Origin of the sequence: Spongiibacter pelagi, from assembly GCF_014705705.1 — a bacterium.
GTDB lineage: Bacteria > Pseudomonadota > Gammaproteobacteria > Pseudomonadales > Spongiibacteraceae > Spongiibacter > Spongiibacter pelagi.
On the sequence record NZ_JACXLD010000001.1, the window covers coordinates 376,563 to 389,861 of the forward strand.

A 13,299-nucleotide genomic window follows, 5' to 3' on the forward strand; every position below is an offset into this window, starting at 1 on the left:
ATCTAGAGAGCGAGCAGAAAAAAGGGGCCATTTGGCCCCTTTGTCATTTCTACAGCGCGCTTATTTCAGCTTCTTGTATTTCACGCGTTGCGGTTCGGCATTCTTGCCTTTGCGGCTGACAAAGTCCTCGTGGTACTCGGTGTAATTGCCTTCAAAGAACACCACATCACTGTCGCCTTCGTAGGCCAGAATATGCGTGGCAATCCGGTCCAGGAACCAGCGATCGTGCGAAATCACCATGGCGCAGCCGGGGAAATTAAGCAGGGCTTCTTCCAGAGCGCGCAGGGTTTCAACGTCCAGATCGTTTGACGGTTCGTCCAGCAGCAAAACGTTGCCGCCTTCTTTCAGGGTGCAGGCCAATTGCAGACGGCCCCGCTCCCCCCCGGACAGTTCGCCAACCCGCTTCTGCTGGTCGCTGCCTTTAAAGTTGAAGCGGCCAATATACGCGCGGGAGGGAATTTCATAGCCGCCGATCTGCAGAATATCGCGGCCATCGGAAACGGCTTCCCACACAGTTTGGCTGTCGTCCAGCGCATCACGCATCTGCTCAACCGACACCAGCTTAACCGTTTCACCAAGCTCAATGCTGCCTGAATCGGGTTGCTCCTTGCCGCTGAGCATCCGGAACAGGGTCGATTTACCGGCACCGTTACCGCCGATAATTCCAACAATCGCGCCCTTGGGAATCGAGAAGCTGAGATTGCTGATCAGCGCGCGGTCGCCATAACCCTTGCTGACATTATTCACCTCAATCACCTTGTCGCCCAGACGAGGTCCCGGTGGAATATAAATTTCATTAGTTTCGCTGCGGGTCTGGAATTCCTGCGACTGCATTTCTTCAAAGCGAGCCAGACGCGCCTTGCTTTTGCTCTGGCGGCCCTTGGCATTGCTGCGCACCCACTCCAGTTCCGAGGCAATGGCTTTCTTGCGCGAGGCTTCGGTTTTGGCTTCCTGCTCCAGGCGCTTCTCCTTGGCTTCCAGCCAGTCAGAATAATTGCCCTCATAGGGAATCCCGCGACCCCGGTCCAGTTCCAGAATCCAGCCTGCGGCATTGTCGAGGAAATAGCGGTCGTGGGTAATCGCCACTACCGTGCCGGGGAAGTCACACAAGAAGCGTTCCAGCCACGCCACCGATTCTGCATCCAAGTGGTTGGTGGGTTCGTCCAGCAACAACATATCCGGGGCCGACATCAGCAAACGACACAGCGCGACCCGGCGGCGCTCACCGCCAGACAGCTTGGTCACATCCGCATCCCAGGGCGGCAGGCGCAGCGCGTCGGCGGCCACTTCCAGCTTGTGATCCAGATTGTGGGCATCGGTGGCCTGAATAATGTTTTCCAACTCACCCTGGCGTTTGGCCAGCGCATCAAAATCGGCATCCGGTTCCGCGTAGGCGGCATAAATCTGATCTAGCTCGATCAGGGCGCTTTTCGCTTCGGCCACGCCATCTTCCACATTGCCGCGCACATCTTTGCTGGGATCAAGTTCCGGCTCCTGCGATAAATAGCCAATCTTGATGCCGGGCTGGGGGCGCGCCTCGCCGGAAAACTCGGTGTCCACGCCCGCCATAATCCGCAGCAAGGTTGATTTACCCGCACCGTTCAAACCCAGCACACCAATCTTGGCGCCGGGGAAGAACGACAACGAGATATCGTGGAGAATTTCGCGCTTGGGCGGCACAACTTTGCCAACGCGATTCATGGTGTAAACAAACTGGGCCATGGGAACTCCTGAAAAGAACAAATCGGCAGCGATTATACCGGGGAAGCGCCCGGTACTAAATGGCGGCGCGAGCGGCAACCCCGGTTATTTGCGGATTCCCAGCAAGGTACTCAGCGGGCTTGTTACCCCCTGCGCGCCCTGTTTCAAAACATGCGTATAAATTTCCGTGGTTTTCACATCCGTATGGCCGAGCTGCTGCTGCACCGTGCGTATATCCGCACCGGCTTGCAGCAAGTGAGTGGCAAAGGAATGCCGCAGCGTATGACAGCTGACCTGTTTTCGAATATCGGCCTGACGAGCTGCCGTTTTAACCAGTTTGTTCACATTACTCTCGTCATAATGATGCCGCCGCAACAACCCCGTGGCCGGCTCAATACTCAATCGAGAGGCGGGGAACAGATACTGCCAATTTAGCGACTTCGCTTCGCCGGGGAATTTTCTGGCCAGAGCATCGGGCATCCACACACCGCTGTAACCCGGCGCGAGCAAATCCTCCTGCAGCAACACATTCACCTGCTCAATCTGAGGCTTAAGCCTAACCGTTAACTCGGGTGCCAGCGTCACAATACGGTGCTTCATGCCCTTGCCCTGAAACACCCTCAACTGCTGAAAATCAAAATCGACATCCTTAACCCGTAAACGCACTAACTCAATGCGGCGCAGGCCAGAGCCATAAAGCATCGCAGCCATTAAATAATGCATACCATGTAAATGTGCGAGCAGCGCAGCGACCTCCTCGCGTGTTAATACCACCGGAAGCTTGGCTTGGCGCAGCGACTTTTTAAAATGAGCAAGTGGGGCCAGCTCTTGCGCAAGATACTTGGTTTTCATAAAAACCAGTGCATTCAACGCAATCGCCTGCGTGCTGGGCGATACCTGCCGCTCAACCGCAAGAAAAGTTAAAAAGCGCTCAATGTCATTGGAGCCTAAATTCTTCGGATGTTGCTTGTGACAAAAGAGTATGAAATATTTGACCCAATAAAGATAAGAACTGATGGTTCGCTTGCTGTAATTACGCACCAACATAAAGCGTTCCATATCTGAGAGAAACGGAGATCTCGTCATGCCTACTTCCTCATCCATGAAGTCGTACACATCAGTGTAGATTAGCTGCCAGAATTAAAAAGGTATTTTACCCGTTAAGTAAAACGAAACATTCGCGCTAATAAATTAACAATTAAAAAACAGGAAGTTATATGGTTACAGGAATAACCCACCCCACAAAAACAAGCCACCCGCGAAATAATATTATGAGGCCGAAGGCCTCATTAACGTGCTGTTAGGTGGCCGTAATGGAGCAGTATTTAATATGGTTTGGGATGTTATTCGCTGGCCACCTTATGCTTGAACGATTGGCAATCGACATATTTCGCTACTACATCGCAGAAAAGATCGAAATGCCAGCATGGTCTCATGAAGTGTCAGAATATATGTTCAATGAAGATAATCTTCAGAACGAAAATCGTTTTACTCGGGTGATGTGTGGCTTCTGTATTTTCACTCGAAAAAAGTACATATCTGCATTTTTACTTTTACATTGGTTGTCTCGCGTATTTGTATTAGGAGTTATAGCCTATGCTCTTCAGAAGCTGCATAAATAGCCACCTAACAAAGCCAGGCAAGCCGACCCACTTTTCACTGCGCTTCGCTCCGTTGCAAGTGGTCGGCTGCTGGCGGCGTTAAGTTTGCGCGCTGAGAAACCATGATTACCTTGAATCGCAGGCACAATAGAGAGAATAAGCAAACCGGACGACAAGTGGGCTTTCTTATATTCCTGGTTGCGTTAATGCCGCTTACAATTGCTCGGCTGAATGGGCCAGCTTGGGGCCTTCTATTGTATTTCGGGGCAAACGTACTACTTTTCATCCCGGCTATTTCTCGCGCGTACAATGGAAGATTGGCTACTCGCATATTGCAGATCATCCTAAGCGTGCTCAGCTATGGTGCTGCCACGTTTTTCTTTCTTGCTTCTGGTTCGAGCATTGACTTGGAGCTTCCACTTATACTGATAGCTGCAGTACACATATCGCTACTCACAGCCGAGTATTCCTGGAGCACAGGGTTTGGTTATAGTGAATATGATCTGGACACGAACAGCCATCCTATTAACACGTTTATTCGGCGCCTTTTCGGCAAAGAATAAACTTAACAAGAAAAGGCAAGGCGACGCCAAAAAGCGGCGCGCCTGCTTTTGGCGTTATGAGCTGAGAGCGCCATGAGAAATTTACTGGTTTTATGTCTGGTAGCGTTTTCAACGGCGGCACAGTCACTGGATATGAATTACTCCGAGGTAGTACGAATACCAATGGAATCTGCGAGTGAATTCGGTATCTCTTTAACGCAACAACGGTCTGTTGGCTTCAATCGGTTCAACTTGGTTGTTGGCGAGTCGTTTCCGTGCAGCGTTGAGAGTATATCGGTCAGTACTTTTGATGACCGTGGGTCAGTAATCTTAAGCCTTCAGTTTCCTAGTGTCGCTCCGGTTCAGTTTGATGTTCGAGATGCTTCAATCTCGAACAGCCGGATAGATTTTAATTGCCAAGTAGTAGATAAGTATGCAACCCCGTCATATTCAATGGAGCTTCAGCGCAATGGCTCATAACAAGCACAAGCAGTCGCTCTCTGCGGTCGCTGGGACGCCCAAAACGCTGCGCTTATTTGTGCGCCCCTGTTGTGGGCGTTAGATTGCTATGCGAATACTGAGAACACTTACATTATCTTTGCTCGTAAACCATGCCGTGGCCGAAAGTAAATGCCCTCATGATCAAGGCATTTATTGTCCGGATATTGAGGCGCCTCGTGTAACTGAGCTCAAAGAGGGTACGGTGCAAATCAAGTACACAGTTCTTCCAAGTGGTTCCGTCAGCGACATCGAAGTATTAGAGTCAACCGGAGATCCGAGGTGGGTTCAGGCGGTAACTGGCACTGTTCACCTCTGGAAGTACAAGAAATCTCAAAAAGAATACAAGCAGGAGTTTAAATTTAGTGCAGTCTTGGGGCCGTAGATCGCAATCTAACAAGGCGGTGTTGTCGCCTTCGGCTGGGACTGCCATTCCGCTGTCGCTCCATGCCAGCCCCAAACCGCGGCGTTATGCCTAGGAGAGGAAATGGAAGTTACGTCATTATCTGAAAACCTACTTTTTACGACGGTGCGAATAGATACGGTTTCCTCGGCTGGCGCAAAGGGATCTGGTACAGGGTTTCTCTTTTCTCACAAGTTCAATGAGAATGACTATCCATTTATCGTCACTAATAAACATGTGGTTCAAGGTGCTGATAAAGGAGGAATCACTTTCGTAAAAGGAAATGGGGAGCGGCCAAAGCTTGGGGATGCTTTCAGAGTTGACTTCGATAATTTCGAATCTCATTGGATTGGGCATCCTGACCAGCATATTGATATCGCCGTTATTCCACTAGTGCCAATTGTTGAATTCATAAACAAGCAAGGAACGGAAGTTTTCTATCGCACAGTCGCCACAGAAAATATTCCCAATGAAGAACAGCAAAAGGAATTGGATGCGTTCGAAGAAATTGTGTTTATTGGTTATCCAAATGGCATATGGGATAGTAAAAATTTCCTTCCGATTATGCGGAAAGGAACTACGGCCACACCAATCTATATTGATTACGAAAATGAAAAGAAATTCTTGATTGATGCCTCTGTTTTTGGTGGGTCGAGTGGCAGTCCGGTATTTATTTATCAATCTGGAACGTATGCCACGAAGGGAGGTCCTGCCAGAGTTGGAACTAAATTTTACTTTGTTGGCGTCGTAGCAGCAGTTTATTTCAAGACAGATGCACACGATATCGTGAGCTTGCCAATACCGACTACTATGAAAAACTATGTCATAGATAAGGAAATGATAGATTTAGGTATTGTGTTTAAGGCCGAAACCGTTGTTGGTGCAATCGAGCATGCCATCAAGAAGTTGGGGGCATAACAAACGGCTGCACCGGACAAATTTCCGCTGTCACCTTTTTTGCGCTTCGCAGCAAAAAAGCCGCCATCAAAAATTTGCTCGGTGAGCCGGGCGTTATGTGAGTTTTGAGAGCCATGCCTAATATCGGATTTCTAGTTGGAGAGGCATTTAGGAAGTCTAGTGAAGTTCGATGCCCCCGATGCGGGCTGAAATTTCACACAGACAACGAAGAATGTCCTCATTGTTCTGAGCTGAGTGATTTAGAGGCCAAAGAGTTTGGGGAAAGATATCAATCATCAGTGTCGGCTGAATCGGCGAAACTAGGGAAAGTGTTTTTTGTGTTGTTTGTTGCTTTGGCAGGAGTTTTTGCATGTCTAATGTACTTCACATAACAAGGCCAGGCAGTGCGACCCATTTTTCGTTGCGCTTCGCTCCACTACAAATGGCCGCATGCTGGCGGCGTTATCTACTATGAGTAGGTATCTGGTTTCTTTCGCTTTGATGGTAATTTCAGTGGTATCACATGCCGAGCTGGTAGATTGTGTGCACTGCCAAGGCGTGTTCGAAACAGACATCGAAGGGGCAAAGGAGTTTGGGATAATCGTGAAGGTAGAATCCCTGAATTCGCCACCAATATCACGAGTTGAAATTTCCGAGCACAACCGTTTCCAATGTAGCGTTGGAAATATTGATTTCTCCGTAGGCGAGGCAAATCCAGAGTTGGGGCCGGATATAGTTGCTAGCTATGAATCTATCTCTGGTTTTCGAGGGGCTACGATTAAGAATCGCCATATCACAGGAGCACGAATTGATTTGGTAATGGACTGGTCTGGAACAGCACTTGCAAATCATTGGAGCAAAGATGCGCGTGAAACAATCTTATCTATATTTCTCAATCCACGCAGATAACAAGGCCAGGCAAGCCGACCCAATTTCACTGCGCTTTGCTCCGTTCCAATTGGCCGGTTGCTGGCGACGTTAGTGATTAAGATGTCGCAAATGTATTACAGGCTGTATCAGGCGTTCAGGGCAATATTGACTTTGATGATCTGTTTGTTCCTGCTGCGTTCAGCAGGTGTTGCAAATTGGTCACAGTGGTCAAATCAACTGTTAGAGATTGGAGTGATGCTTTTATTCTTTGGGGCATCAATCGTGTTTGGGTTTCTTTCTGGTAAGGCATTTAGCTACCACGTCGCGTGTGTGCCAGAGGGAGAGCCTGAATCGTTTCAGCGTTCGTTTGCCGCAGCAACTGGTGCTTTCGTTGTAATAGTTGCCATTGGGGTTGTTGTGTATGCGTTGTTCAATCACTAACAAGGGCGCGCAGTTAGCCGCTGAAAAGCGCGGCGGGACAGCCAAAACTCCGCACTTTTTTGTGCAATCGCTCCGCCCATTGTTGCACAAAAACGCGCTCCATTTTGTCTGCCCCTGGCGCCGGCGTTAAGTTTGCGCGCTGAGAAACCATGATTACCTTGAATCGCAGGCACAATAGAGAGAATAAGCAAACCGGACGACAAGTGGGCTTTCTTATATTCCTGGTTGCGTTAATGCCGCTTACAATTGCTCGGCTGAATGGGCCAGCTTGGGGCCTTCTATTGTATTTCGGGGCAAACGTACTACTTTTCATCCCGGCTATTTCTCGCGCGTACAATGGAAGATTGGCTACTCGCATATTGCAGATCATCCTAAGCGTGCTCAGCTATGGTGCTGCCACGTTTTTCTTTCTTGCTTCTGGTTCGAGCATTGACTTGGAGCTTCCACTTATACTGATAGCTGCAGTACACATATCGCTACTCACAGCCGAGTATTCCTGGAGCACAGGGTTTGGTTATAGTGAATATGATCTGGACACGAACAGCCATCCTATTAACACGTTTATTCGGCGCCTTTTCGGCAAAGAATAAACTTAACAAGAAAAGGCAAGGCGACGCCAAAAAGCGGCGCGCCTGCTTTTGGCGTTAAATGGTCCGGCGGATAGCTGAGTAAATTCTATGGCGCTCTCAATCGAAAAAAAGTTTGAATGGGCGATAAAGGGGATATTGGGGTGCATTGGTATTCTCTTGTTAGTAAGTTCAACAAACACTCGATATTGGGAAATCGCGCTAGGCATATATTTTTATTCGCTAGGAGTGAGGGGCTTTGCCGAAGCAGTTTTAGGCTATCACACATTTTTTCGCGGAGTGGTGGCAACTGAAGGGTCAGACAAGAATCGTCTGACTATAATATGCGGGAATACCTTGGGCCTAGCCATAGGCGGCATGATGATGCATCAACCAGTTTTATGATTTATTACTTGGTAAGTTCATTTAACAAACACGCGCAGTTAGCCGCTGAAAAGCGCGGCCGGACAGCCAAAACGCTGCCCTTTTTTGTCTGCCCCTGGCGTGGGCGTTAAGTTTAAAAACAAACTAAGGAGCAACAATGAAAGTATTAAAATTAGGATTTTTTCTCTTCTCACTAAGCATTTCGCAATTTGCAGTTTCGGATGCAGATTCAGAAAGAGAGGCGGAGATACTATTAACGTCCATGGGGATGGAAGAAGCCATGACTCAAACAATGTCTCAAATGGTTGATTTCCAATTACAGCAAAACCCCACGTTAGCGCCGTTTAAGTCAGTAATTATAAAATTTTTTGCCAAGCATATGAGTTGGGCTAGCCTAAAGTCAGAATTTGTAAAAATTTACTCTGAGGCATTCTCTGCAAAAGAGCTTCGTGAAATTAATGAATTTTATGCAACTGAAACAGGAAGAAAGACCATCCAATTAATGCCTTCATTGTCTGCACAAGGCGGTCAAATTGGAGCTGATCGAGTACAAGAAAATATTGGTGAATTGCAGGCAATGATAAAAGCAGAGTCAGAGCGGCTTCAAAAACTCAGTGTTCAATAAACTTAACAAGGCCATCAAAAAGCGCTCCACTTCGTTACGCTGGACCTCCTTACACTGCGCTCCAGTCGGCCCTTTATGTCGGCGTTATGCGGCCAAACGACTAACCATAAGGTATGAATAGAAGTTCATGAGAATAAAAAAGCCATTATCTAGACTGTTTGGAAATAAGGTTGTCAGGTTAACTACTGATTTAGTAATCCTTGCGGCATCTGGATACTTAATGCTTAAGAAAGCATTGGGGTTTTCAATATCTGGATGGCTTCTATCAAATGCATTTCACCAGCCGTTGGTTACAGCTTATGTGTACTTCTCTGCGGGACTCTTAATTGCAGCTATTTTATCGAAGGTGGCAATTTTTTACTTAGACTATTTTCCTGCAAATAACCACTATTCAGTGGAACCTGACGAAATATCTGACTGTCTTTATCGTATGAATACGGAGATTTGCAGTCACTTAGATAAATGTTCTAGCGGAGAAATTGCAGATATTAAAGTGCTTCACGAGCAGCATGGATACAAATTAAACTTGGCGCTAATTATAGGTTCTTTAGCGGAGCACATAAGAAAATCAATAACTAGTATAAAAATTAAAAACAAAGATTTGTTTATATCGATATATTCCCACGATCCAGCTAACGGAAACTTAGATTATGTCCTGCACTATGACCCGAAAAGAGACTTGATCGAGAGCAAGGTTATCGATCTTGGCTCAGATAAGTTCGAAAAATATGAAAGTGTAAAGTGCATGAAATCAACGAACGAAACAGCATATGTTCTTAATGGAAAAGCGAATTATGCAAAAGGCGGCTCTAAACGCCATAAATCTATACAGCACTATTTAGGCTGCAAACTTTCATCGGGAAATAGAATTTATGGTTTTCTCAACATAGAGTTCCACAATAACTCTCTGTTTTCTGATGAGTCAGAAATGCAAGATTTCATGGAAGAACATATATATCCATTTAAACTGTTGCTGGAATATCAATTTTTAAAGAAAGAGTTTTTTGCAAGTCTGAAAGATTTTGAATACAACTGGAGGGCAGCATGAGAGATTCTTCATTTAGCAGAAATTCTAAGCTCTTTAATGATGTTGAGTCGGTAAAGAGGACTATCCGCAATGAAATTCATGACAAATGCCGGAATATATCGCAAAGCCCATCCGTAAGTAGTAGCGAGCGGCAAGATCCTCGCATAACAAGGCAAGGCAGGCCGACACGGTAAAGCTGCGCGGCTGCTTGCGGCGTTAGGGCTGATCGTAGTGTCCACCAATAGCGAAGATATAAATGGATTTCTCATCGAAACGATATATAAAACGGTCTTTCTGCGAGATTCGTTTTGACCAAAGGCCGGAGAGATTGTGCTTTAGTGGTTCAGGCTTGCCTAGACCGGATGAAGGATCATCAGACAGCAGCATTTCCTTGAGTAATTTACAGAGTGCCTTGTGCAGCCGCTTGTCCTTTTCTCGCATGCTTTCATACGCTTCCCAGGTATTGCCCTCAAATACCAGCGATCTCATTCATCTGCTCTTCAGTCGGTTTGTAGCCTTGCCCGCGGGTGTGGGTCGCAAGGGAATCGGCAATTTGTTGCATGAGGTTCTTACTCTGGAGTACGTGCAGGGTTTCCTGCTCTCGCTCCCAGTCGTCGGCGCTCATTACAACAAAAGCCTCACCAGCTCGCCGAGTCACTTTGAGCGGTTCATGCCGGCTAACTACTTGTTCCACAACGCTTTTAAGGTTATCTCTAAATTTGTTTACGCTGATTGTGTCCATAAGGCCACCTTTGTGTACGGAAATGCCGTACAACTATATGCCAAAAGCCCTAACAAGGCCAAGTACAGCGACAGCTTTTTCGTTGCGCCTTCGGCTCTACTACAAAGCTGCGCGTTTTGGCGGCGTTAGGTGTATCTCAGGCCTCGACTAGGCCGAGATGTTTTACGAAAGGTTTAAAGTCTTTATCTGAAAAAAGAAGAGGGAGTTTCTGCTCTATGCAAAATGTCGCGATAATTACATCTGCAGTCTTGCGGATGGTGATTCCTTTTTTACGGAGCGCACGATAATTTTCAGCACATTTTTCAGGCATCCCTTCGCCGAACAACTCAAGCCTGCCCAGGGTCATCAACGTCTGCTTGGTCAGTCGATATTCGCTGTCATTCCGGATGCCTTGAAGGATTTCCAGAAAAATCAAATCGCCCATAGCAACAGTGCCGGCGACAATTCCGGCATCCAAACTATCCGTATGCCGGCTTTGCACTCCATTAAGGTAGTCAATCCAGACGCTGGTATCGACCAGGATCACTTACCGCCTCGCATCTCATCTAGGTCACCTTCCCATTTTACTCGGCCGCGCAGCTTGCGAATTTCCTGTTGCTGGCTTCGTAAAACAAGTAGCTTAAGTCCTTGTTCTACTACTTCTTTTTTAGTGCTGTACCCGGATGCCTTGAGGGCTGCTTCCATCAAGTTGTCGTCTATAACTATATTGGTTCTCATAAATCACCTAGTCGTGTGTATATGTAACCTTTTTATACACACTCTAGCATGGGGGAAAAAACATAACAATCCGCAGCAATCGCTCCCGTTGGTCGCTGGGACAGCCAAAACGCTACGCTTATTTGGCCGCCCTTGTGTGGGGCGTTATGGGTTTTAGAGGTGTTGCTCCACATCCATGCTGTTGTGGAGAATGCGGATCACAACAATCTTGGATTCAGTGCCAGCCCGGTAAAAAATGATATGACTACCTTGGCTAAACTTTTTGTACCCAGGCTTTATGTCTTCTGCATCGCGGCCAATATCCGGCTGTCGGGCAAGGAGTCTGAAAGCATCGTCAAGTTGCTTGAGGTATTTGTCGCGCTGACGTATTCCCCACTTTTCCGTGGAAAAGCGGCCAATTTCAATTATGTCTTTTCGGGCGGCAGAGGTGAGCAAGAATGGAGGCATTAGTGGGCTTCGTTATCCAGTTCTGCAATAACACTTTCAAGCGAATACTCTGCTATCCCGCTTTGCTCGCCTTCATCCAAGAGGCGTCGCAATCTTTCAAGTTTGCTCTCCGTCTCTTCAAGCAAGCGCAAGCCTGCTCGTACCACTTCGCTCGCGGATCCATAGCGGCCATTTTGAAGCTGGGCAGCAATGAACTCGTCAAAGTGGGGGCCAAGGGTAATACTGGTATTTCTGGCCATGGGGTGTCTCCTGTACCAAATATTGGTATATTTTGCCAAAGCACCCATAACAAGGCAAGGCAGGTCGAGGCGGTAAAACTGCGTGTCTGCTTGCGGCGTTATACGTAAAGAGATAGAACTGAACTATGGCGAATAATTGGAATATTCCGGCAGAACTCGAAAAGGAAGTCCGAGAAAGAGACAAAGTTTGTGTCTATTGCCGCAAAGAATTCCTGGAGCCCTTAGAAGTTACCCAAAAGGCTTTGGCTGGTCACTTGGGTGTTTCAGTACAGCGCATTAATGAAATTGTGCGAGGTAAACGCGGAATTACACCTGACACTGCTTGGCTACTTTCAGAATTGTTAAATACTACCCCTGAATTTTGGCTCAACCTACAGTCCGCGCATGACCTTTCCGCACACCGCCCTGAGTATCATGTTCAGCCTCTTATCGCACTGGGCGCATAACAAAAACTGGCAGTCGGACAGCCAAAGCACCGCGCCATTTTGTCTTCTGCTGCGGTAGGCGTCGGGTATGCCGGTATCGAACGGGTTGCCGGCTTCAGCATCATTCATAGTAAGTGAAATCATGCCTCCAATATTAATATCAATATCTCTGCTTGTTTGTAGCAATGTGTTTATGACGTTTGCTTGGTACGCGCATCTAAAGGAGCTGAATAATAAGCCCTGGATTATTGCCGCATTGGTCAGTTGGGGAATTGCGCTACTGGAGTACCTGTTTCAAGTGCCTGCCAACCGCATAGGATACACGGCACTCACTATTGGCCAGCTTAAAATTATGCAAGAGGTGATTGCCTTATCCGTGTTTGTGCCATTTTCGGTCATGTATCTCAAAGAACCGCTGAAGCTGGATTATTTGTGGGCGGGTCTTTGCCTAGTGGGTGCCGTCTTTTTTATGTTTAGAAGCAAGTTTGCCTAAGCCAATTGGTTTGTTTTTGTAGACGAAATTGAAGCTGGTGCTCAAGAAGGTATGCAGGGCTTCCCGCTGGTGATTATACCGGGGTAACGCGATATAAAATCATCGTCGTGGGTGTGAAAGCCGATACAGTGAGCAAGAGATATGATTCGTAGAATTTTGCAGTGGCTGGGAATAAGAAAAGAATTCGGCTGGTATCAGCCGGAAGATCCTACGCCAAGAGAGCAGTGCCCTTGCTGTGACTATATTTCGCTAGCGGAGAGAAATCGCTATCTGATTTGTCCCATTTGTTTCTGGGAGGATGAGGGCCAAGATTTGCACGCGCCGGATGAATATTCCGGGCCTAATCACATGAGCTTGCGAGAAGGGCGGGAGAATTTTTTAGCGTTTGGCGCTTGCTCGCGGGATATGCTTGAGCATGTTTTGCTGCCGGAAGATCGCGGAGATTATCGCTATATAAAACGCAGCTTAGACTCGCAATGTGAAGATGAAAAAAATCGGTAAATAGCGTAGTCTTGCGCCTATGGTTTGCTGGAAAAAGTAAACCAAAGACGCTTAGGAATAGCGTCTATTCTTTGCTGTGCTGTTCGCGATGAAAGGGAATTTTGAGAGGCGCACTGTTCTTGTTTTCTTTCTCCCCGCCGCTCGGCAAAAAATGATCTTCACTCGCCGCAGTGTTCTATT

General features: G+C 47.2%; 17 protein-coding genes. 9 read left to right on the forward strand and 8 right to left on the reverse strand.

Annotated features, from left to right (window positions below):
- Positions 1-60 precede the first annotated feature (60 nt).
- Together ettA and IB286_RS01755 are read right to left on the reverse strand one after the other, a co-directional pair.
- A complete protein-coding gene (ettA, locus tag IB286_RS01750; RefSeq protein WP_190761934.1) occupies positions 61-1,722 on the reverse strand; it encodes an energy-dependent translational throttle protein EttA in 1,662 nt (553 codons plus the stop codon).
- 84 nt (positions 1,723-1,806) lie between these two features.
- A complete protein-coding gene (locus IB286_RS01755; protein ID WP_190761935.1) occupies positions 1,807-2,787 on the reverse strand; it encodes an integron integrase in 981 nt (326 codons plus the stop codon).
- A 1,625-nt stretch (positions 2,788-4,412) separates the two neighbouring features.
- On the opposite strand from IB286_RS01755, the gene IB286_RS15770 reads away from it, so the two are divergent.
- From IB286_RS15770 to IB286_RS01785, 6 genes are all read left to right on the forward strand, one after another.
- Positions 4,413-4,727, forward strand: coding sequence for an energy transducer TonB (locus IB286_RS15770; protein ID WP_223826045.1), 315 nt, complete (start codon positions 4,413-4,415; stop codon positions 4,725-4,727).
- Positions 4,728-4,829: 102 nt separating this feature from the next.
- The gene (locus IB286_RS01765; protein WP_190761937.1) at positions 4,830-5,663 is read left to right on the forward strand and encodes a S1 family peptidase; all 834 of its coding nucleotides are present in this window, start codon (positions 4,830-4,832) and stop codon (positions 5,661-5,663) included.
- A gap of 450 nt (positions 5,664-6,113) precedes the next feature.
- Positions 6,114-6,551 (forward strand): hypothetical protein, encoded by a 438-nt coding sequence (locus IB286_RS01770; protein ID WP_190761938.1) that lies wholly within the window; start codon positions 6,114-6,116, stop codon positions 6,549-6,551.
- 72 nt (positions 6,552-6,623) lie between these two features.
- Positions 6,624-6,953, forward strand: a complete 330-nt coding sequence (locus tag IB286_RS01775) for a hypothetical protein (RefSeq protein ID WP_190761939.1) — start codon at positions 6,624-6,626, stop codon at positions 6,951-6,953.
- Between the two features lie 1,107 nt (positions 6,954-8,060).
- Positions 8,061-8,528, forward strand: a complete 468-nt coding sequence (locus IB286_RS01780; RefSeq protein WP_190761940.1) for a DUF2059 domain-containing protein — start codon at positions 8,061-8,063, stop codon at positions 8,526-8,528.
- A gap of 127 nt (positions 8,529-8,655) precedes the next feature.
- Entirely contained in the window at positions 8,656-9,576 is a 921-nt protein-coding gene (locus IB286_RS01785; RefSeq protein ID WP_190761941.1) for a hypothetical protein, read from the forward strand.
- Between the two features lie 195 nt (positions 9,577-9,771).
- Here IB286_RS01785 and IB286_RS01790 read toward each other — a convergent pair whose 3' ends face one another.
- From IB286_RS01790 to IB286_RS01815, 6 genes are all read right to left on the reverse strand, one after another.
- Positions 9,772-10,044 carry a Txe/YoeB family addiction module toxin gene (locus tag IB286_RS01790; protein WP_190761942.1) on the reverse strand — a complete coding sequence of 91 codons (273 nt, stop codon included), beginning with the start codon at positions 10,042-10,044 and terminating at the stop codon, positions 9,772-9,774.
- Positions 10,025-10,297, reverse strand: a complete 273-nt coding sequence (locus IB286_RS01795; protein WP_190761943.1) for a type II toxin-antitoxin system Phd/YefM family antitoxin — start codon at positions 10,295-10,297, stop codon at positions 10,025-10,027. Before IB286_RS01795 ends, IB286_RS01790 begins: the two co-directional genes overlap by 20 nt.
- A 136-nt stretch (positions 10,298-10,433) precedes the next feature.
- The gene (gene vapC, locus IB286_RS01800) at positions 10,434-10,823 is read right to left on the reverse strand and encodes a type II toxin-antitoxin system VapC family toxin (RefSeq protein WP_190761944.1); all 390 of its coding nucleotides are present in this window, start codon (positions 10,821-10,823) and stop codon (positions 10,434-10,436) included.
- The gene (locus tag IB286_RS01805) at positions 10,820-11,014 is read right to left on the reverse strand and encodes a type II toxin-antitoxin system VapB family antitoxin (RefSeq protein ID WP_190761945.1); all 195 of its coding nucleotides are present in this window, start codon (positions 11,012-11,014) and stop codon (positions 10,820-10,822) included. Before IB286_RS01805 ends, vapC begins: the two co-directional genes overlap by 4 nt.
- A gap of 153 nt (positions 11,015-11,167) precedes the next feature.
- A complete protein-coding gene (locus IB286_RS01810) occupies positions 11,168-11,461 on the reverse strand; it encodes a type II toxin-antitoxin system RelE/ParE family toxin (RefSeq protein ID WP_190761946.1) in 294 nt (97 codons plus the stop codon).
- Positions 11,461-11,700: a type II toxin-antitoxin system ParD family antitoxin gene (locus IB286_RS01815; protein WP_190761947.1), complete on the reverse strand. Its 240-nt coding sequence runs from the start codon at positions 11,698-11,700 to the stop codon at positions 11,461-11,463. The genes IB286_RS01810 and IB286_RS01815 overlap by 1 nt, the downstream gene beginning before the upstream one ends.
- 125 nt (positions 11,701-11,825) lie before the next feature.
- Between IB286_RS01815 and IB286_RS01820 the strand changes: the two genes are divergently transcribed.
- From IB286_RS01820 to IB286_RS01830, 3 genes are all read left to right on the forward strand, one after another.
- A complete protein-coding gene (locus tag IB286_RS01820) occupies positions 11,826-12,146 on the forward strand; it encodes a HigA family addiction module antitoxin (protein ID WP_190761948.1) in 321 nt (106 codons plus the stop codon).
- Between the two features lie 121 nt (positions 12,147-12,267).
- The gene (locus IB286_RS01825; RefSeq protein WP_190762685.1) at positions 12,268-12,618 is read left to right on the forward strand and encodes a DMT family protein; all 351 of its coding nucleotides are present in this window, start codon (positions 12,268-12,270) and stop codon (positions 12,616-12,618) included.
- 141 nt (positions 12,619-12,759) lie between these two features.
- Positions 12,760-13,119 (forward strand): CPCC family cysteine-rich protein, encoded by a 360-nt coding sequence (locus IB286_RS01830; RefSeq protein WP_190761949.1) that lies wholly within the window; start codon positions 12,760-12,762, stop codon positions 13,117-13,119.
- The last annotated feature ends 180 nt before the right edge of the window (positions 13,120-13,299 follow it).